16 protein-coding genes are annotated in these 19607 nt (G+C 73.4%); 5 read left to right on the top strand and 11 right to left on the bottom strand.

The features are described 5' to 3' along the window. Positions 1 to 1002: hypothetical protein (locus ACFWWQ_RS23415; RefSeq protein ID WP_384599365.1), on the bottom strand; the 1002-nt coding region annotated here is incomplete at its 3' end. 111 nt (positions 1003 to 1113) lie between these two features. Further along, the gene (locus ACFWWQ_RS23410; RefSeq protein WP_030281373.1) at positions 1114 to 1500 is read right to left on the bottom strand and encodes a hypothetical protein; all 387 of its coding nucleotides are present in this window, start codon (positions 1498 to 1500) and stop codon (positions 1114 to 1116) included. A gap of 542 nt (positions 1501 to 2042) precedes the next feature. On the opposite strand from ACFWWQ_RS23410, the gene ACFWWQ_RS23405 reads away from it, so the two are divergent. The 3 genes from ACFWWQ_RS23405 (at position 2043) to ACFWWQ_RS23395 (ending at position 5886) form a co-directional block, all read left to right on the top strand. After that, on the top strand, positions 2043 to 3680 hold the full coding sequence (locus ACFWWQ_RS23405) for an alpha/beta hydrolase (protein WP_384599362.1): 1638 nt from the start codon (positions 2043 to 2045) through the stop codon (positions 3678 to 3680). 188 nt (positions 3681 to 3868) lie between these two features. Then, the gene (locus tag ACFWWQ_RS23400; RefSeq protein ID WP_384599359.1) at positions 3869 to 4876 is read left to right on the top strand and encodes a LacI family DNA-binding transcriptional regulator; all 1008 of its coding nucleotides are present in this window, start codon (positions 3869 to 3871) and stop codon (positions 4874 to 4876) included. 260 nt (positions 4877 to 5136) lie between these two features. Beyond that, positions 5137 to 5886, top strand: a complete 750-nt coding sequence (locus tag ACFWWQ_RS23395; RefSeq protein ID WP_384599356.1) for a dienelactone hydrolase family protein — start codon at positions 5137 to 5139, stop codon at positions 5884 to 5886. Between the two features lie 137 nt (positions 5887 to 6023). On the opposite strand, the gene ACFWWQ_RS23390 is transcribed toward ACFWWQ_RS23395, so the two are convergent. From ACFWWQ_RS23390 to ACFWWQ_RS23350, 9 genes are all read right to left on the bottom strand, one after another. After that, on the bottom strand, positions 6024 to 6158 hold the full coding sequence (locus ACFWWQ_RS23390) for a hypothetical protein (RefSeq protein WP_384599353.1): 135 nt from the start codon (positions 6156 to 6158) through the stop codon (positions 6024 to 6026). A 33-nt stretch (positions 6159 to 6191) separates the two neighbouring features. Beyond that, positions 6192 to 8030: a carbamoyltransferase gene (locus ACFWWQ_RS23385; protein ID WP_384599350.1), complete on the bottom strand. Its 1839-nt coding sequence runs from the start codon at positions 8028 to 8030 to the stop codon at positions 6192 to 6194. Between the two features lie 22 nt (positions 8031 to 8052). Further along, on the bottom strand, positions 8053 to 10251 hold the full coding sequence (locus tag ACFWWQ_RS23380; RefSeq protein ID WP_384599348.1) for an iron-containing redox enzyme family protein: 2199 nt from the start codon (positions 10249 to 10251) through the stop codon (positions 8053 to 8055). A gap of 273 nt (positions 10252 to 10524) precedes the next feature. Further along, the gene (locus tag ACFWWQ_RS23375) at positions 10525 to 11556 is read right to left on the bottom strand and encodes an Inducer of phenazine A (RefSeq protein WP_384599345.1); all 1032 of its coding nucleotides are present in this window, start codon (positions 11554 to 11556) and stop codon (positions 10525 to 10527) included. Next, complete coding sequence (locus tag ACFWWQ_RS23370) at positions 11553 to 12332, bottom strand: AfsA-related hotdog domain-containing protein (protein ID WP_384599342.1); 780 nt, start codon at positions 12330 to 12332, stop codon at positions 11553 to 11555. Before ACFWWQ_RS23370 ends, ACFWWQ_RS23375 begins: the two co-directional genes overlap by 4 nt. Positions 12333 to 12352: 20 nt before the next feature. Continuing rightward, entirely contained in the window at positions 12353 to 12628 is a 276-nt protein-coding gene (locus ACFWWQ_RS23365) for a hypothetical protein (protein WP_384599339.1), read from the bottom strand. Next, positions 12622 to 13386 (bottom strand): SDR family NAD(P)-dependent oxidoreductase, encoded by a 765-nt coding sequence (locus tag ACFWWQ_RS23360; protein WP_384599335.1) that lies wholly within the window; start codon positions 13384 to 13386, stop codon positions 12622 to 12624. The genes ACFWWQ_RS23365 and ACFWWQ_RS23360 overlap by 7 nt, the downstream gene beginning before the upstream one ends. After that, positions 13383 to 14729 (bottom strand): class I adenylate-forming enzyme family protein, encoded by a 1347-nt coding sequence (locus ACFWWQ_RS23355; protein ID WP_384599332.1) that lies wholly within the window; start codon positions 14727 to 14729, stop codon positions 13383 to 13385. The genes ACFWWQ_RS23360 and ACFWWQ_RS23355 overlap by 4 nt, the downstream gene beginning before the upstream one ends. A 678-nt stretch (positions 14730 to 15407) precedes the next feature. Continuing rightward, a complete protein-coding gene (locus ACFWWQ_RS23350) occupies positions 15408 to 16052 on the bottom strand; it encodes an ATP-binding protein (RefSeq protein ID WP_384599329.1) in 645 nt (214 codons plus the stop codon). Positions 16053 to 16243: 191 nt separating this feature from the next. On the opposite strand from ACFWWQ_RS23350, the gene ACFWWQ_RS23345 reads away from it, so the two are divergent. After that, positions 16244 to 17617, top strand: coding sequence for an NCS2 family permease (locus ACFWWQ_RS23345; RefSeq protein WP_384599326.1), 1374 nt, complete (start codon positions 16244 to 16246; stop codon positions 17615 to 17617). 41 nt (positions 17618 to 17658) lie between these two features. Further along, the gene (locus tag ACFWWQ_RS23340) at positions 17659 to 19419 is read left to right on the top strand and encodes an adenine deaminase C-terminal domain-containing protein (protein WP_384599323.1); all 1761 of its coding nucleotides are present in this window, start codon (positions 17659 to 17661) and stop codon (positions 19417 to 19419) included. Positions 19420 to 19607 lie beyond the last annotated feature (188 nt).

The raw sequence follows: 19607 nt of genomic DNA, 5'->3' as shown, positions 1-19607 counted from the left end.
GCGCGTCGGCAGCGCGGGCGCGGCACCCGACCGCTTGTCCGGGCCGCTCCGGTCCCGCCCGGCCGCGCCGGATCGCTTCTCCCCGCCGCCCCGCGGCCGCCCGGACCCGCCCGGCCGCGCCCCGCCACCGCTCCGGCCCGCGGGGCGGGCACCGGACGGCTCCGGGCTCGTGCCGCCGGCCGTCTCCGTGCCGCCGGCCGCTTCCGCGTTGCCGGTCGCCGCCGCGCCGCCGGTGGTGGGGCTTTCGCCGCTCGCCGCCGCACCACCGGCCGTCTCCGTCCCGCCGGCCGCCCCCGCGCCCTCCGGGAGCACAACCAGCCCGCCCGCGGCCAGCCGCCGTACCTCCAGCAGCGTCCAGAACACCGAGTGCCCCAGCGCGTGGGCGAGGCCGGCGGGGGTGCGTCGCCCGTCCGCCGCCGCCAGTAGCAGCCGGGCCCGCCAGCCGGGGCCGTCCTCGCGGCGGGTGTCCGGGGCCAGGACGACCGGCGCGCCGTCCGCCGCCTCCCATGTCCGCCAGGCGTCCAGCTGCGCCCGGCGGACGGCGACCGCCCGCAGCAGCGCGGCGACGCCCACCTGTCGTACGGCCTCGGGGCAGTGCTCCGCGCCGGGCGTGAACGACGTGCCCTCCTCGGGGAGCGGCAGCACCAGGAACGCCGCGTCCAGCAGCAGCGTCAGATGGCGGATCTGCCGGAGCACCAGGCTCTCCGGCGCGACGTCCCCGGCGCCCGCCCCGGACGCGGGACCGCCTCCGGAGGTACGTGCCCGCCCGCCGGCTCCGGACGCCGCCCGGCCCTGCCGCGTACGGCGTGATCGCCCGCCCTCGCGGGGCGGGGCGGGCGCGGCGGATCCGGGCAGGTCGTCGCACTCCACCCAGGAGACCGCGCCGTCTCGGAGACGGATGCGGCCACCGGGGAAGTGGAGTGCGCCGGTGGCCCGTTCGGCGGCGAGTCGCGCGAGCGGGCCGTCCGGTCCGGTCGGGGGAGTGGAGGCGGACTGGCCCATGGCGTTCCCCTAGCGTGTCCGGTCGAGCGGTACCGGGGCCGAGCACGGCCCCGCGCACCGACGGTGCCGGGGCCGCTGGCGTGTCGCGGCGGCGCGGGAGAGCCCGCGCGGTCAGCCCGGCACGAGCCCGGCCGCCAGATCATGCAGCCGCCTGCGTGCCACGGCCAGATTGGCCCGCTCCCGGTCCAGGTACAGGTACAGGTACGTCTGACTGTCGAAGGCGGTGTGGACGAAGCGGATGAGGTGGTAGCCCCCGGCGGCGGTGAGGATCAGGTCTTCCAGGCCCGGTCGCGCCCCGTCGGCGCCGGAGTCGAAGGTGGCGCTGCGCTGGACCGCCTGGACGACCTCGGCGGTGTCCGCGGCCGCGGCGTCGTGGTCGTTCCCCGGCGCCCGGCCCGCCGTACCGAGGGACAGCCCGCTGGTCCAGTCGATCAGCCCGGCGCCGAGAACGCCGGGGATACCCATCGCCTCGGACAACACCTGATCGATACCCGGCACGCGGAACTCCTTCTCGGTCACGGGACGGAGGCGAAACGCCGACAGCTCTCCCTGCGCGGCTGGCACAGAGGAGAGCCCGCTTGAAGGCTACTCACCGTGCGCGTTCTGGCACAGAGGCGGAACGTACATGACGGACGATTGACGCGTTCTGGCCCGTCGTTCGGCGCCCCGGGTACCCACCGTGACGCCCCGCACCGTGCCATCCGGCCCCTGAACGCACGTTTCTCCTCGGCCGGTTGGCGGACCGCTGTCCCGAAAACGCCCCGGAACGCCGCGAAACACGGTGGCCACGGCGGATTCCGGCCGTGCTGGGGCCGTCCCGGCCACCACTGTCCGTGGCGGCAGGGAAAGGAGGCCGAAGGGGCGGCGGATGGGGCGCAAGGGGCCGGGGGTGCACATCCTCCACCACCCCCACGATTCCTACAGATTGGTAAAGAAATGATGTTCGAATCTTCTCCTGGGGGGTGCGGGGCGGCAGGATCCTCCTCGTCATGCCGTGATCAGCCGCCCCGCGCGGCGCACCCTGCAGGGGGAACCACCACGTGAGAAGAACAGCAGCACTCGGCGCCGCCGGCACCCTGGTGACCGGCGCGCTCCTCGCCGGAGCGATCTCCGCCACGCCCGCCACCGCCGGTGAGCGCCACCCCGCCTCCTCCGCCGAGGACCGCGGCGTGCGGACCGCCGCCGCCCGCGCCGCCGCCCAGGGCATCAACTGGCAGGACTGCCCCGCCGACTGGGGCCTGAAGGCCCCGATCCAGTGCGGTGACGTCACCGTCCCCGTGGACTACGCCCGCCCCGGCGGCCGCACCATCAAGATCGCCGTCGACCGGGTCCGCAACACCGGTGGCAAGGACGCGCGTCAGGGCGCCCTCGTCTACAACCCCGGCGGTCCCGGCGGCTCCGGTATGCGCTTCCCCTCCCGCGTCACCGACGGCAAGCCGCTGTGGAAGAAGACCGCCGCCGCCTACGACTTCGTCGGCTTCGACCCGCGCGGCGTCGGCCACTCCGCCGCCATCTCCTGCGTCGACCCGCAGGAGTTCGTCAGCGCCCCCAAGGCCGACCCGGTCCCCGGCAACGAGGCCGACAAGCGCGCCCAGCGCAAGCTCGCCAAGGCGTACGCGGACGGCTGTGCGGCCCGCAGCGGCGACCTCCTGCCGTATCTGACGACGCCCAACACCGCCCGCGACCTGGACGTCATCCGCGCCGCGCTCGGCGAGAAGAAGCTCAACTACCTCGGCGTCTCCTACGGCACCTACCTCGGCGCCGTCTACGGCACGCTCTTCCCGGGCCACGTCCGCCGCATGGTCGTCGACAGCGTCGTCAACCCCTCGCGCGACAAGGTCTGGTACCAGGCCAACCTTGACCAGGACGTCGCCTTCGAGACCCGCTGGGGCGACTGGAAGAAGTGGGTCGCCAAGAACGACGCGACGTACCACATCGGCGACACCCCCGAGAAGGTCCAGGCGCAGTGGGAGAAGCTGCGCGCGAGCGCCAAGAAGAGCCCCATCGGCGGCCTCGTCGGGCCCGCCGAGCTGATCGGGTTCTTCCAGCAGGCGCCCTACTACGACTCGATGTGGGCGCCCGTCGCCGAGGTGTGGAGCGCGTACCGCACCGGTGACGAGAAGCAGCTGATCGAGAACGCCGGACCGGACCTGAAGGACACCGCCGGCAACATCGCCGCCGAGAACGGCAACGCGGTCTACACCGCCGTCGAGTGCACCGACACCAAGTGGCCCACCGACTGGCGCACCTGGGACCGCGACAACACCCGCGTCCACGCCCAGGCGCCCTTCATGACCTGGGCGAACGCCTGGATGAACCTGCCCTGCGCGACCTGGTCCGCCAAGCAGCAGCGCCCCGTCGAGGTCAAGAGCGGCAAGGGCCTGCCCCCGGTGCTGCTCGTCCAGAGCACCCGCGACGCCGCCACCCCGTACGAGGGCGCGGTCGAGCTGCACAAGCGGTTCGCCGGTTCGCGGCTGATCACCGAGCGGGACGCCGGTTCGCACGGCGTCACCGGCCTCGTCAACCCCTGCATCAACGACCGGGTCGACGCCTACCTGCTGGAGGGCAGGACCGACGCCCGGGATGTGACGTGCGCACCGCACGCCACCCCCGAGCCTGCCAAGGCGAGCGCCAAGACCGCCGCCAAGGGCGCGAGCGACCTGCCCGTCGCTCCCTGACCGGCGTCCTCGTACGGCGCGGGCGTCCCGGACCTCTCCGGGGCGCCCGCGCCCGCGTGTTGAGGCTCCGCCACGTACGCCGGTACATCCGGGGAACCGGTTTCAGAGAGCGGTTGCACTAGCATCGGACGCCGGACCGCGCACCCGCGTGGCGCCCGGCCGACGTCCGGGTCAGAAGGAGGCATCAGGTGGCGACACTCGCGGACGTGGCGCGCGCGGCCGGGGTCTCCAAGGCCACCGCCTCGCGCGCGCTGACCCGCCCGGAGATGGTGACGGAGGCGACCCGCGAGAAGGTACGGGCCGCCGCCGGCCGCCTCGGCTTCCACCCCAACCGCAGCGCCCGCGCGCTGACCACCGGCCGCACGGGCCTGATCGGCCTGATCGTCCCGACGCTGGCCAACCCCTTTTTCTCCCCGCTGGTGCTGGGCGCGCAACGCGCCGCCGAGGAGGCCGACGCCCACCTCCTCATCAGCGTCTCCGAGGCCGACGCCGACCGGGAGGCGGCGCTCGCCGCGCGCCTCGGCGAACAGGCCGACGGCGTCGTCATGGTGGCGCCCGTCGGCACGGACGCCGCGCTGCGCGAGCACGCACGGCAGCGCCCGCTGATCCTCGTCGACCGCCGCGTAGGCCGCCTGCCCGCCGTCGTCCTGGACGCCGAGGAGGGCGCCACCCGCCTCGCCGGCCACCTGCTGGAGCTGGGCCACCGCAACCTCGCGTACGTCTCCGGGCCGCCCGGCTCCTGGTCGGACACCCGGCGCAGGGCGGCCCTGGCCGAACGGACCGCGGCCGCCGGTGCCCGCCTGCACGTCCTGGGCCCGCTGCCGCCCACCTTCGACGCGGGCATCGCCGCAGCGTCCCGACTGCCCGCCGACGCCACGGCGGTGCTCGTCTACAACAGCTACCTCACCCTCGGCCTGCTGCACGGCCTGCGCGCCGCGGGCCGCCGCGTCCCCGACGACCTGAGCGTCGCCGCGGGCGACGACCTCACCGCCTTCGCGGTCACCGACCCACCGGTCACCGCCCTGTCCTTCCCGGTCGAGGAGGCCGGTGCCACGGCCGTCCGCCGCCTCCTCGACCTGTGCGGCGGGACGGGGACCCGTACCACCACGCGGCTGGCACCCCGGCTGGAGGTCCGCGCGTCCACGGGGGCTCCGGGGCGGGGTGAGCGCGGACGGGACGAGGCGGTACGGTGCTGAGCCGGGACGGGGCGGGGCGCCACCGGCCCGCCCCTCGGGTCCGTTCGGCCGGACGACCCCGGGGGCAGCGCAACGCCCGCCCCGCGCACCCATGCCGGATCATGGCCGACGACCCCCGGCGCCCGCAGCCGCCCGCCACCCCCCTCTCGTCGCTCCACCCGCGACGTCACGCCCCGGCCGCACGCCGGGGTGATCTCCTGAAGACCTCCACCCCGACCGGGGCTGCGCACCGACGGCAGCCCGAGGAAGGACATCCCACCATGCCCATCAAGTCGCTGCAGATTCCCACCCCGGACGGCCGGGCCGACGGCTTCGCCGCCTTTCCCGACGGCGGCGGGCGGCACCCGGGGGTGCTGCTGTACCCGGACGCCTTCGGTGTACGGCCCGTCCTGCGGGAGATGGCCCAGGAACTGGCCGGACACGGCTACTACGTGCTCGTCCCCAACCTCTACTACCGCACCGGTCCGGCGCCGGTCGTCGACCTGCCCGAGCACATCGGGGAGGAGTCCCGGCCCGCGCTCTTCGGTCAGCTGATGCCGCTGATCGAGGAGCACACCACCGACCGCGTCCTGCGCGACGCCGACGCCTACCTCCGGTTCCTCACCGCGCAGCCCGAGGTCACCGCCGGGCCCGTCGCCACGATCGGCTACTGCCTGGGCGCCGTCCTGGCGATGCGCACCGCCACGGCCCACCCCGGCCAGGTGGCCGCCGTCGCCGGATTCCACCCCGCCGCCCTGGTCACCGACGCCCCCGACAGCCCGCACCGCCTGGTCCCCGAGCTGACCGCCCAGGTCCACATCGGTCTCGCCGAGGGCGACATGACGCCCGAGGCCATCGACGAGTTCAACCGGGCCCTGGACACCGCGGGCGTCGCTTACACCACCGAGGTCTACCCGGGCGCCATCCACGGCTTCACCATGTCCGACACCGCCGCCTTCGATCCCTCCGCACTCCAGCGCCACTGGGACCGCCTGCTCCCCCTCCTCGACCGCGCCCTGACCAAGAGCTGAGGCCCGGACGGCCCGGCTCCCGGAGCTGAAGTGCGCAGCTCCGGGAGCCGTCGGCCCGCACGCCGGCCGCGCCTTCGGAAAGCGCCGAGGGGCCCGCGCGGATGCCTCCCGCGCGGGCCCCTCGGCGGACGCCGGGCCTACCCCGGATGCGTCCAGTAGCTGTCTGCTCCCGGCCGGCGGCGCCGGGCCATCGGATCGTGGACGAGCCGCAGGAGCAGCCCGGCGGGCGTCACCAGCAGGGCGTACGCGAGGAGGAGAAGCGGTTTGCGCATGGTGCTCGGTTCCTTTCGGGGCGCGGGGCCCGGTCAGTCCAGCGGGATCGTCTCGCGCCAGTCGCCCTCTTCCTCCCAGCGCGGCTGTTCGCTCTTCTCCAGCAGGTGGTTGCCCAGGACCAGCAGGTCGATGCCGGTGCGCATGAAGCAGGTGTACGCCTCCTCGGGGGTGTTGACGATCGGCTCGCCGCGGACGTTGAACGAGGTGTTGATCAGGACCGGGCAGCCGGTGGTCTCCTTGAAGGCGGTCAGCAGCCGGTGGTAGGGCGCGTTGGCCTCCTCGGTCACCGTCTGGACGCGGGCGGAGCAGTCGACATGGGTCACGGCCGGGATCGTGGAGCGCAGGGTCTTCAGCCGGTCCAGACCGGTGGCGTCGTCCGCGTCCGCCGCCGTGAGGCGCTGGGAGTCGGCGATCTGCCCGACCACCAGCATGTACGGGCTCTCCTGGCGCAGCGCGAAGTAGTCCTTGGCGTCCTCGGCGAGGACCGAGGGGGCGAACGGCCGGAAGGACTCCCGGAACTTGATCTTGAGGTTCATCGCGGACTGCATCCCGGGGTCGCGCGGATCCCCGAGGAGGGAGCGCGCACCGAGGGCCCGCGGCCCGAACTCCGTCCGGCCCTGGAACCAGCCGACGACCGCGCCCTCGGCGAGCCGCTTTGCCACCGCCTGGGCGACGTCGTCCGGGGCCGGCGCCGTGTGCGGCAGGGACCGGGAGCGCAGGAACGCGGCGATCTCCTCGTCGCCGTAGCCCGGGCCGAGCAGGGAACCGGCCATCGCGTCCCGGCCGCTCCCCAGGTGCGGACGGCCGGCGCCGCGTGCGGCGGCGACGGACAGGGCGGCCCCCAGGGCGCCCCCGGCGTCCCCCGCGGCGGGCTGCACCCACACCTCGTCGAAGATCCGTTCCTCGATGATCCGGCCGTTGGCGACGCAGTTGAGGGCGACCCCGCCGGCCAGGCAGAGGCGGCGTTCGCCGGTCCGCTCCCGGGCGGACCGGGCCAGTTTGATCATCACCTCCTCGGTGACCTCCTGCACGGACGCGGCCAGATCGCACTCCCGCTCGGTCAGCGGGCTCTCCGGCCGCCGCCGGGGCCCGTCGAAGAGCTTCTCGAAGGCCCGCCCGGTCATGACCTGGCCGCGCAGATACGCGAAGTACGCCATGTCCAGGCGGAACGAGCCGTCGGGTTTGATGTCGATCAGCCGCTCGCGGATGAGCCCGGCGTAGCGGGGCGTGCCGTAGGGGGCGAGGCCCATGAGCTTGTACTCGCCGGAGTCGACCTTGAAGCCGCAGAAGTAGGTGAACGCCGAGTACAGCAGCCCCAGCGAGTGCGGGAAGCGCAGCTCGGCCAGGGGCGTCACCGCGGTGCCCCGGCCGCGCCAGAGCGTGGTCGTCGCCCACTCCCCGACGCCGTCGACGCAGAGCACCGCCGCCGACTCGTACGGGCTCGGCAGGAATGCCGAGGCCGCATGGGACTCGTGGTGACGGCGGGTCACGATCTCCGGTACCGGGCCGTCCCCGAGGCCGGCGAGGCCGTGCCGCACGGTGCGGTGGATGTCGCGTTTCCACGACAGCCAGGGCGGCAGGGTCTCCCGGAACGACGCGAAGCCGTGTGGCGCGGTGGCCAGATACGTGCCCACGACCCGCCGGAACTTCAGCTTCGCGTCCTCGTAGTAGGCCACCGCCGCGATGTCGCCCAGATCCGCACCCGCCTCGCGCAGGCAGTACTCCACCGCCCGCACGGGGAAGGCGGAGTCGTGACGGCGGCGGCTGAACCGCTCCTCCTGCGCCGCCGCCACGATGTGCCCGCCGTGTACCAGCGCGGCGGCGCTGTCGTGGTAGAAGGCGGAGATTCCCAGTACCAGGTCGTTGCTCATGAGCGTGTTCCTTCGCGCGTCGTCACGCCGTGGGGGACCCGTGCCGGCGGCGACCGCGTGGCATCCGCCGTACACGTCGCGCCCGCAGGCCGGCGGGGGGCTGGAGGGAGAGGTAACCGGTCCGGATCCGTTCCCAGGCCCGGCCCCTGGCGTCCTCCCGGCCGTCCGCCGGCAGGGTGGCCAGATAGGTGTCGATGGCGTCCGCCGCCCAGGCGGAGTGCCCGGTGGCGACGTTGTCGATGGTGTTGTGGATGTCGACGAAGCGGGTGCTGAACCCGTACTCGCGGAGCGCGAGCCGTCCCCTGCGGTACGAGCCGCCCACACCGGACAGCTCCATCGCGAGGTTCAGTCCCAGTACCTCCGGCAGGAACGTCCGGGGGAAGCGCCCGATGCTCAGCCAGTACACCGGCAGTTCGAACGACTCGTCCCGGAAGCCCGGCCACCGCGCGAACTCCGGTGATCCGGTGGGCGGCAGGCGCACGTCCATCTCCGCCAGGACCTCGCGGTAGATCAGCGGATGGTTCAGCTTCACCTCGCCGTTGCCCAGTTCATCCCAGTAGGTGGCGAAGAGGAAGTGCCCGACGTCCGACGTGGCCTCGGCGTAGTCGGTGAAGCCCCGGATCCAGCTGCCGTCGATCAGGGTCAGCGGCGCCAGCTGCACGGTCGAGTCGATGAGTTCCCCGCGCGAGGGGAGCGGGACGCGCGCGGTCTCCTCGAACTCCGCGCCGTGCCGGTCGTGCTGGTCGAGGAGCCAGGGCCGCAGGCCCCCGGGGGCCCAGCGGTCGGGCAGCGGGAGCCCGCCGCGCCGGGCACCCAGACGCGTGGCGGCCAGCCAGCGCCGGGTGTGGTCCAGCGCGAAGCGGCGCAGCGCCGGGGTGTCCGCGCGCTTCTGCAGCAGGTGGTACGCCTCCCGTAGGTCGGCCGGGACCCGGCCCTCGTCCCCGGGTCCGGCGGAGAGGGCCGGGAGGGCCGCCGCCGGGGCGGGCACGGCCGACGGGTCCGGGGAACCCGTGTCGGAGGAGTCCGCGTCGGGGGAGGCGCCGAGGGAGGCGATCCAGCGGCGGATGACGGCGACGTCGTCCGGTGAGAAGACCCGGAACATCGGGCCGCGCTCCCCGATCAGGGCGTTCACCAGGGGGCTGCGGTCCGGGGCACCCGGCCGGACCAGCCGGCTCGTGGACAGTGCGGCCAACAGCGGTCCGGGGTCGGTGACGCACTCGGCCAGCCACTGCGCCAACGGGCGCCCCTGGAGCGGGAAGTCGTGGTGGTAGACCGCGCCCTCCCGGGCCCGCTGCCGCAGCAGCTCCCGCATGTCGTGCGCCGGGTCGAGGGAGGCGCGCAAAGCGTCGTGGAGGGCGTCGCTCCACTGCCGCAGCGCCCACAGGGCCCAGGCGTGCCCCCGTCCGACCGCGGCGCCGTCCGCCGCCCGCGCCGGCGCACCGTCCGCGCGACTGTCCCCCGGGCGGCCGACCACCGTCGCGTCCCGCGTGGTCCCGAGGTCGACGGCGTCCCAGTCCGCCGCGTCGGGCAGCGCGTCCCGGACGAAGCCCAGGGCCGGGAGCAGCCCCACGGCACGCAGACACCGGTCGGCGCCGATGATCTCGTACCGGAACGTCTCGGGGAACCGGCTCATCGCCAGCAGCACCGCCGGAAGCCGGAAGCATCCGTCGGCGATGCGCCGGTCGAACGGCAGCCGGGACGCCGGGACGGCCTGCTCCGACAGGTGCAGCGTGCGCAGCAGTTCGAGCCAGGCGCTGCCGCGGGAGGCCCGGGGATGCCCGACGCCCACGTCCTGCGCGTACCGGGTGAGCAGGTGCAGGGTCTCGGGATCGTCGGCGTTGCCCGGATCGCTCAGCCACTGCAGCCACGCCCCGGACAGCAGGGCCAGCGGGGCACAGCCCAGAACCGCCTTGTGTACCAGGACCTCCCGCGCCGCCCCGTCCGCCCGGGCGTACAGCGCGCGGAACCGCGCGTCCTCCCGGGTCGCCCAGGCGGCCGGATCGTCCGGTTCCGTCCCGGCCGGATCGCCGGAGGGACCGCCGGCCGGTCCCGGAGCGGCTTGCTCCGGGACCGGTTCCGTCCGTGCGTGTGCCAGTTCGGCGCGGAGCTGCGCCGGGCCGAGGCGGCCGTGGGGGAAGAGTCCCTCGGGATCGGCCGCGGACATGTACAGCAACCGGTTCGTCCCCTCGGGGCCCTCGTACGGGCCGAGGCGGCTTCGCACCTGCTGTCTCCTTCACTTGCCGTGCGTCGGACACTTGCCGTGCGTCGGACACTTGCCGTGCGTCGGACGACGAGCGCCGCGCGGTGTCGGGAGCGGTCGGAACAGGAGTCGGAACAGGGGTCAGAACATGGGGTAGATGGACGCGTCCTGCTTGGTGCGGCGGCGCTTGCGCCGGAGTACGTGGTCGCGCAGCCACCTGAGAATCGCCATGGAATGTCCTCATCTGTGGTCAGGGGAATCTGTTGTCCGCGGAAGAACGCAGGTCAGCGCAGGTCAGCGCAGGCCGAGGCAGTCGGTCAGCAGCCGGGCGACCGTGTCGTAGCCGTGGTCGGTGCAGTGCGCCCGGTCGACGTAGAGCCAGTCCTCGGGGGTGGTGGCCTCGGCGAGGACGGGGTTGAGGTCGAGGAACGGCACGCCCTGCTTCTCGCAGGCCATTCGCAGCGCCTCGGCGTACGCCCGGCCGGTCTCCGGGGTGACGATGTCGCCGAAGAGGTCCTCGAAGATGCCGAGCCGGGACATCTTGTCCAGCTCCTTGAACAGGACGGCCTCCTGCGGCGCCGGCTCCTGACGCACCCAGGTCGCCAGGGGCTGGAGCACGTACGACAGGCGCGCCCCGGTGACGGAGGCCAGCTTGCGCCACGTCTCCAGGTGACGCACGGTCAGCTCCACGGACCGGGCGATGAGTTCCGGGGTGGTGGGCACGGGCACGTCGTCGGGCGGAGCGGGGGAGCGGCGCTGCGTGCGGCGGCCGAACCCCGGCTTCGCCTTGCGGTGACGCGTCTGCAACGCGTCCATCTGCGCGTGGTAGTCGCCGCAGAAGAAGAACGCGCCGTGCTCGCCCTGCTGATGCTCCGGCAGCCGCGCGAGCGCCAGATTGTTGAACCCGGAGAGGATCACGATCTCCTCGACCGGTGGCAGCAGATGCTGGTGGAGCACGAAGAGCAGCAGCTCCTGCGCGGAACTGTAGCTGCGCCCGCCGAAGTTGAGCCAGGGCGTCGAGGGGGCGTAGCGGCTCCACAGCCGGGAGGAGAGGGTCGCGGCGTCCGTGGTGGCGCCGATGCCGAACGCGGTGGAACTGCCCACGAGCAGCTTCACCGGGCCCGGCGGCCGCTCCCCGGCGACCGAGGCGGGCCCGCACGCGCCGTGGCCGACGCGGAAGCCCAGCCGGTCGGTGTTGAGCGCCTCGGAGCGGTATCCGGCGCGGTGGTAGTACATGAGATAGGGCAGATACCGCGTCTCGCCGCGGTCGTCGAAGTCGTCGTACTGCTCCATCTGCGGGGTGAGTTCGTAGCGTCGCAGTTTCAAGCGGGTATCCCTCCCTGGTGCGGGGCCGCCGCGGTCGCGGGCTGCGCCGCCCGCAGCGGCGCGAGGGCGTCGTGGAGCGCCTGACGGGCCGCCAGCGCCTCCTGCTTCTTCGCGACGGCCTCCGGCAGGACGCCGATCTCCGCGGCGATCTCCGTGGTGAGCCGCTGGTTCTGGTGGAAGGAGACGGTGAAGCCGAACCGCTGCGCCGGGACCTTCCGGTGGGCCGTCAGCCGGAACTCGACCGTGGCCGGCAGCGGGAACACGTAGTGGTGGTAGGTGGCCCGCACGCCCGTGACCTCGCTGATCACACAGGTGGCGCGTTCCTCGTCGGAGAGCAGGAACTGCTCGGTGACGGTCACCCACGTCTGCCGGGCGGCCTCCAGCAGGGTGATCGCCGAGACGTGCTGGCTGCTCAGCCGGTCCTGGAGGAGATCCACCCGCTCGTCGAGGAGGAGCGGCGCCGTGAACCGGTCCGCGGCCGCCCGCTCCACCCGTCCGATGAGCGCGGTCGGTGGATGCCCCGGCCGGACGACGCGGTGCTCGGCGGGGACGGGGACGCCACCGTGGCACACGGCCGTACCGTCGCCGGACGCGGTGAACTTCTCGATCTCGGCCAGTTGTTGCGGTAGCAGGCCCTGCCCCACGGCCAGGCGGAGCGGGCCGTGCGCCTCGCCGGAGCGGAGCCGCTCCAGGAGCTGCGAGGCGGTCACCGTGCCGCGGTTGGCGGCGAACTGCGGGAACCGGTCGCCCACGACGACCAGGACTTCTTCCGGCATCGCCGGTCACCTCCTTCGGTTCAGGCGACCGCGGACGCCTGGAGCGTCTGCCGGTAGGCGTCGATGAGTTCGTCCACGGTGCGGATGTCGGAGACGACGTACCGCTCCTCGAAGGGGTCGGCGCCGAGGGCGGCCTCCAGCTGGATGATCAGCCGGGCCAGCAGCAGGGAGGTGAAGCCGATGTCGGTGATCCGTTCGGCGCCGGTGAAGGACACCGGGTCGGACTCCGCGTCCTTGAGGATCTCGTTGAGCGTGTCGTGCACCACCGCGGTGATGCCGTCACGGGAGTTCAGCACGTGATGCCTCCGTCGACTATGAGGGTCTGTCCGGTGATGAAGGACGCCTGGGGGGAGAGGAGATAGCTCACGGCGTCGGCGATCTCCTCGATGTCCGCCAGCCGTCCCAGGGGGGTGCGGCGCCGGATGCGGTCGCGGTGCTCGTCGGTGACGTCCCGGGTCAGCTCGCTGTCGAAGAATCCGGGCACGACCGAGTTGACCCGGATGCCCAGCGGGCCCAGCTCCCGTGCCAGGCTGCGGACCATCCCGTCGAGACCGCTCTTGGCCGCGGTGTAGACGGCCACCCCGCGGTAGCCGCGTACCGCGTTGACCGAGGAGACGTTCAGGATCTGTCCGCCCTTCCCGCGGGCCATGACCTTGGCGCACGCCTGCGTCAGGACGAGGGGGCCGGTCAGGTTGACGGCGACCGACTCCTCGACGCGGCGGCCCGGGGTGGTGAGGAAGAGTTCCTGGCGGCCGAGCGAGGCGGCGTTGTTGAGCAGCGCGTCGATCCGCCCGAACCGTTCGGCGGTCTCCGCCACGAAGGCACGGAGCCGCGTGGGGGCGGCGAGGTCGGCGGCGTGCCACCGGAAGGCATCCGGCCACCGCTCCCGCGCTTCGTCGACGAACGCGTTGGCGCTGCGGCTGAAGGCCGCGACCCGCCAGCCGTCCCGCAGCAGCCGTTCGGCCATGAGCCGCCCCAGACCGCGGCTGCCCCCGCTGATCACGGCCACCGGTCCCTCGCCGGAGCCGTCGGGCCGCGGTGCCCGCCCGGTCACGACAGGCCCGCCCTGCTCTTCTTGTACCGGTCGGAGTGCTGCTGCGCGGTCGACACCGTCAGGAGGGCGGGCACCTTGTACGCCTCCAGCCGCGTCCGGCAGTGCCGGCGGGCCCGGCTGACGAGATCGCGGGTGTCCTCCTCCCCGGCGGGGAGCAGCGTCGCCCGGACCACCATGCCGGTCACCGGGCTCGGATGACCGCTGACCGTGGCCTCGGCGACGCCGGGCACCTCCAGCAATACGCTCTCCACCTCGCTGGGATAAACCTTCTCGCCGCCCACGTTGATGATTTCCGAACGGCGGCCGAGAACTCTTATCCATTCACCGTCGCACACCACCACGTCCTCGGTGTTGAAGAATCCTTCGGCATCGAAGGGGGCCGGGGCGTTGAGATATCCGAGCATCGCCATGTCCGAACGTATCCACAGCACATTGTCGGCGATTTTATAGGCGAATCCGGCGCCGCCCAACTTCATCCACAACTCGCCGTTTCCGCGGGATTTCGTGGGCAGGATGCCCAGTTCGGAAAGGCCGTAGGTCTGCTTCAGGCGGGCTTGCGGAAAACCGCGGCAGAGCCATTCCAGGGTCCGCTGCGGCATCGGTTCGGTGCCGTAGGTGATCAGTTCGAGGGAGGAGGCGTCATGACGTTCGGCGGCGCCGGAGACCAGCACCATGTTCAGGAACGTCGGCGTGGTGGGCAGGACCTGGACGCGGTGTGCGGCGACCGCGGCCAGCACCGCGTCCGGGGTGCGGTCCGTGACGGTGACCACGGTGCCGCCGGTGCTGAGCGTGTGCAGGACGGTGTTGACGCCGCCGATGTGGTCCATGCTGAGGAAGGACAGGATGCGGCGCCCGGGCCCGCCCGCGGCGTACCGGGCCAGCATCTTCTCCAGGTCGAGCAGCGACGCCTTGCTGCGCCCGGTCGTCCCGGAGCTGAACAGCACGAGCCCGGGGTGACCGTCGCGGCGCAGGCGTGCGTAGAGGGGGTGCCCGGCGGTGCGGCCGGTGCGTTCGGTGTGTCTGCTGCCGTCCGGGAGGACCGTGACGGTCACCTCCGCCGCGGCCACGTCGAGGTATTCGGCGCGCTTGGCGGCGGGCGGGCTGTTCAGCGGCACGGTGATCGCGCCGCGTTCGGCCAGGGCGAGCAGCCCCGCGACGGTCTGCGGTGAGCACGGCCCCTCCAGGGTCACGACCTGACCCCGGGAAATGTCACAGGAGTCGAGATGGGATCGCCATTCGGCGACATGTCCGGAAAGTTCTCGGTAACTGAAGGTGCGGTGGTCGAAAACCATGGCAGCGGAGTCGCCGAAGCGCTCCAGTGAGGCTGACAGGGAAAAGGGCATACCGCTCTCCGGGATCAGGAAAGAGGGGCAGTTCCTGAGGCGGCCTCGAAGGAACTGATGGGTACGTGCGGAGCGTTCTGCGGCTACGGGGAAACGCTCTCACCGTATTATCGATTCATCGTAAGAGCAGCACGTCGTGATCTTTCCCCGGGCCTTGGTTGCGGGAAACCAGGCGAAGTCGATCACGAATGCCCCCACTCCTTTTCGGACACGGCCGGCTACCTCCGGCGTGGCGCGGCTCCCGCCCGGCCCTCCGGTGTGCGCGAGGCCGACGGAGGCGGGGCGGGGCCCGTACCACGGCTCAGGCCGACGCCCGGGCGCCGAAGAGGGAGACGCCCCGCCGCTGACGGTCCGCAGCGGGCCGCGCAGGCGGCGAGCGAGGGCGCGGCACACTTCTAAGTGTCCGGAAATCGCGTCATCCGAAGGCGTAGAGAGACACGCGGGGCGGTCCGGCAGGCGGCGGGGGAGGCAGGGATCTGACGGAGAGCGACGGGGGGCGCCCTCGGGGGCGCGTGGGTCGTGGGTGCCGAGGCGCCAGGGTTCGGGCATCGGCCGCCTCCCGGTTCCCTGGCCTTCCGGGTGGTGTCGCCCAGGTGTGGGCGGCTGGGGCGCGCCCGTGAAGTCCCGCCGTCGCCCGGAGGGCAGGGCTCGCGGGGTGCCCCGGCCGCGCCTCCGCAGTCATCGTCCTGACGGGTCCCCGCGGCCGCGCCGATCATCGATGCGGACGGTCAGCTCCGGCCAGTGCGCGGACCACCGGGTCGCCTCGTCCCCGGTCGGCGACCACCGCGGCACCAGGGCTCCGTCCGGCAGGAAATGGACCCGGGTCCCGGTGGCCCCGTCGGCCGTGACGGGCTCCAGGCCGGTCACCGGTACGCCGTGCTCGTAGCGCCTGCGCCAGGCACCGTTGGCACGGCGGTTGGTGTGTGTCAGCCACCGGCTCAGCGCCGCGACGACGGACATCCCGCGGCGCGACTGCCCGTCCGGAAGCCGTTCCGCCGCCGGGGCGTCGAAGAAGCGCAGGTCCTTGGTGGCCATGACCGGCTTCTGCACCGCCCGGCCGTGCTCGTCGAACCGGGTGTCCGTACCCCGGCCGTCATCCTCCACCGATACGGAACCGTCGGGGTGCAGGGCGACCACACACCGACCGCCGCCCCGGCCCGCCGCCTCGTCGGCGGCGTAGGCGAGTACCTCCAGGACGAGGTGGACCGGCCCGCCCGGCGCGAACTCGGCGGGCGCCCGGCGGATGAACCCGAGATGGTCCCCGTCCACGGTGGCGGCCCAGTCGTGGGTGGTGTTGATCCAGGAGTCCCTTGGCCCGTCCATCGGTTAAGTATGCGGGGGAGCCGGGGACGTGGCCGGGCGGTTCGTTCGTCTTCCGGTCCACCCGGACCTTCCCTCACCCCTGCCCCCATGGCATCCTGTCTGCAACCGGTCTCTGCAACCGGTTGCAGAGACAGTCGGCGGCGGTCGGGGAGAGACTTCCCGGAGCTGCCCCGTCCTCCCCCGAGGTGTTCATGCCCCCTACCGACGCACGCGGCGCCGTCCCGAAGGCCCCGGCCCCGCCGGGCTCCCAGGCGCCCGCCTCCCGCCTGGAGCGGCTTTTCCGGGTGCGGGAGCGTGGCAGTACGCCGCGGACCGAGGCGCTGGCGGGGCTGTCGATGTTCGTGGCGGCCGCCTACGCGGTGGTCGTCGTGCCCAGTCAGCTCGCCAAGGCCGGGATCCCGCACGGCGCCGCCACCACCGCTGTCCTCCTCGCGATCGTGCTGGCGACGCTGGCCATGGGCCTCGTCGCCAACCTCCCCTTCGTCGTCGCCCCGGGGCTCGGCGGCGTCGCCCTGCTCGCCGTCACCATCGTCGGCCAGGACAAGGTCCCCTGGGACGCCGCGCTCGGCATGGTCCTCTGGTCCGGTGTCGCCTTTCTGCTGCTGACCGCGCTCGGCATCCGCGACCTCATCACCCGCATGATGCCGCTGAACCTCAAGTACGCCATCAGCGGCGGCCTCGGCCTCTACATCGCCCTGATCGGCTTCCGCGACAGCGGCCTCGTCAAGGCCCGCCCGGACAGCGCCGCGCTCACCGTCGGCGACCTCGCCGCCCCGGCCGGACTGCTGGCCCTCGCCGGGCTCGTCCTGCTCACCGCGCTCGCCACCCGTAAGGTTCCCGGCGCGTTCCTGATCACCATGGCCGCGGTCACCCTCGCCGGAATCCCGCTCGGCGTGACCCACCTGCCCGACCATCTGCTGGCCCTGCCGGAGAGCCCCGGCCCGGTCGTCTTCCACGTCGACGTCCTCGGCGCCCTCAAGCCCGAGTACTTCCCGTACATCTTCGCCTTCTTCGTCTCCGAGTTCTTCTCCATGACCGGCACGCTGCTCGCCGTCGCGGGCCGCGCCGGGCTCACCGACGCGGACGGCAACCTCCCCGGCGTACGGAAGCCGTTCTACGTCGACTCCGGCGCCGTCATCGGCGGCGCGGCCCTCGGCGCGCCCAGCATGACCGCCTACCTGGAGTCCTCGGCGGGCGCCGACAGCGGTGCCCGCACCGGACTCGCCTCGGTCTGGGCGGCGCTCGGCTTCGCCGCACTGCTCCTGGTCACGCCGTTCGCCACGCTCATCCCGTCGGCGGCGACCGCGCCGGTGCTGATGTACGTCGGACTGACGATGCTCGGCGCCCTGCGGAAGGTCGACTTCACCGATCCGACCGACGCCGTCCCGGCCGCCCTCACCGTCGCCACGACGCTCTTCTTCGGCAACTTCGGCACCGGCATCGCCGTCGGTCTGACCGCCCATGTCCTGGTCAAGGCCGTCGCCGGACGCTTCCGCGAGATCCCGTGGGGCCTGTGGATCGTTCTGATCCCGCTGGGCTACTACTTCTCCACGCTCGCCACCTGACCCCCGCGGCCCCGCATCCGCCCGCACGAGGAGATACGCCCATGACCTCCCCCCGCCCGCACGACCTGAGGATCAGCGGCGGCCAGGTGGTGTCCAGCTTCACCGGCGAACGGTTCGCCGCCGACGTCCTGGTACGTTCCGACCTGATCAGCGGCGTCCTGCCGCCCGGCACCCCCGCCGACGCCCGCGAGCACCTGGACGCCACCGGTTTGCTGATCGCGCCCGGCTTCGTCGACGCGCACATGCACATCGAGAGCTCGTTCCTCACTCCGCAGACCTTCGCCGCCCTCACCCTGGCCCGCGGCACCACCACCGTCCTCGCCGATCCGCACGAGATCGTCAACGTCGCCGGTGCCGCCGCCATGCGCTGGATGATCGACGCGGGCGCCACCACCGCCCAGACCCAGCTGTGGGGCGTGCCCTCCTGCGTCCCCGCCCTGGAGGGCCTGGAGCACGCCGGGGCGCGCCTGACCGCCGACGACATCGACGAGATGCTCGGCTGGCCCGGCGTCATCGCCCTCGGCGAGGTCATGGACTACCGCGCCGTCGTCGGCGGCGACCCCCGCATGCGCGACGTGGTCGGCGTCGCCCGCCGCCGCGGCATGATCCTCGACGGCCACTGCCCCAACCTCAGCGGCGCCGACCTCAGCGCCTACCTCGCCACCGGCGTCGACTCCGACCACACCAAGAACCGCACCGAGGTCGTCCTGGAGAAGGCCCGCCTGGGCATGCTGATGATGCTCCAGGAGAAGTGTCTGCTCCCCGAGGTCGCCCAGGCGCTCCTCGCGCTCCCGCAGCTCCCGCCGTTCTGCCTGGTCACCGATGACCTCGCGGCCGACCACATCCTGGCCCACGGCCACCTCGACCACATCGCCCGCGTCGCCGTCCGCGCCGGGCTCCCCGCCGAGGCGGTGCTGCGCGCCCTGACCTGGAACCCGGCCCAGCGGCTGCGCCTGTACGACAGGGGAGTGGTCGCCCCCGGCAAACGCGCCGACCTCGTCCTCCTCCGCGGCGAGCTCGCCGCCTTCGACCCGGCCGTGGTCCTGGCCGGGGGCCGCGTCGTGGCCCGCGACGCCGTCGCCGTGGCGGAGACGGCCGGCCCTGGCACCCCTGTCGCCGAGACCGGCGCCCTCACCGACACCGGCGCCCTCACCGACACCGGCGCCCTCACCGACACCGTCCACGTCGAACCGCAGGACGCCGACGGCTTCCGCTGGCACACCGGCCTCCCCGACGGCACCCACCGCTTCCGCGCCCTGCGCCTCAACCCCCGCGACACCTACACCGAGGAGGACGCCCTCGACCTGCCGGTCCGCGACGGCGAGGTCGACTGGGAGGGCCGCGCCACCATCGTCCGGGTCCGCAACCGCTACGGGCGCGCCGGAACCGTCTTCGCTCCGCTGCTGGGCCGCACCCTCACCGACGGCGCGCTGGCCACCACGTACGCCCACGACAGCCACAACCTCGTCACCCTCGGCACCTCGCGTGCCGCGATGGCCGCGGCCGCGCGGGAGGTCGTCGCGTCCGGCGGCGGGGTGGCCGTCGCGCACGGCGACCGCGTCGTGGCGAGCCTGCCGCTGCCGGTCGGCGGCGTGATGTCGCCCGCGCCCGCCGACGAGACGGTCCGCCGCTCGCAGGCGGTCCGCGACGCCCTCGACGCCTGGGGCTGGGACCACCTCAACCCGTTCATGAGCGTCTCCACCCTCACCCTCGCCGTCTCCCCGAGCCTGAAGATCACCGACCGGTCGCTGGTGGACGTGGTCCGCCGCGCGCCCGTCGGCCCCCTCGCCGACGACGCCTGACGGGCCACCGCACCCCGGGCGCCGTCCGGGCGACCGCACGGCGAGCCCGCTTGCCGACCGGCCCCGGGCGGGGTGCGCTGAGGCGGATACGGGCGCCGCCCCCCCCCCCCCCCCCCCCCGCGCGGGCCGCCCCCCCCCCCCCCCCCCCCCCCCCCGCCCCTGGGCCCCACTCCGCCTGAGCCCGCGCC

This window comes from Streptomyces sp. NPDC059080 (genome assembly GCF_042739975.1).
GTDB lineage: Bacteria > Actinomycetota > Actinomycetes > Streptomycetales > Streptomycetaceae > Streptomyces > Streptomyces benahoarensis.
This window is presented reverse-complemented; position numbering and strand designations above follow the sequence as displayed.

What these genes read in the sequence shown, in the direction of transcription:
- ACFWWQ_RS23395 (WP_384599356.1), top strand. Translation starts at nt 5,137, where the DNA reads ATGCCCATCAAGTCGCTGCAGATTCCCACCCCGGACGGCCGGGCCGAC.
- ACFWWQ_RS23390 (WP_384599353.1), bottom strand. Translation starts at nt 6,158, where the DNA reads ATGCGCAAACCGCTTCTCCTCCTCGCGTACGCCCTGCTGGTGACGCCC.
- ACFWWQ_RS23385 (WP_384599350.1), bottom strand. Translation starts at nt 8,030, where the DNA reads ATGAGCAACGACCTGGTACTGGGAATCTCCGCCTTCTACCACGACAGC.
- ACFWWQ_RS23370 (WP_384599342.1), bottom strand. Translation starts at nt 12,332, where the DNA reads ATGCCGGAAGAAGTCCTGGTCGTCGTGGGCGACCGGTTCCCGCAGTTC.
- ACFWWQ_RS23355 (WP_384599332.1), bottom strand. Translation starts at nt 14,729, where the DNA reads ATGCCCTTTTCCCTGTCAGCCTCACTGGAGCGCTTCGGCGACTCCGCT.
- ACFWWQ_RS23350 (WP_384599329.1), bottom strand. Translation starts at nt 16,052, where the DNA reads ATGGACGGGCCAAGGGACTCCTGGATCAACACCACCCACGACTGGGCC.
- ACFWWQ_RS23345 (WP_384599326.1), top strand. Translation starts at nt 16,244, where the DNA reads ATGCCCCCTACCGACGCACGCGGCGCCGTCCCGAAGGCCCCGGCCCCG.
- ACFWWQ_RS23340 (WP_384599323.1), top strand. Translation starts at nt 17,659, where the DNA reads ATGACCTCCCCCCGCCCGCACGACCTGAGGATCAGCGGCGGCCAGGTG.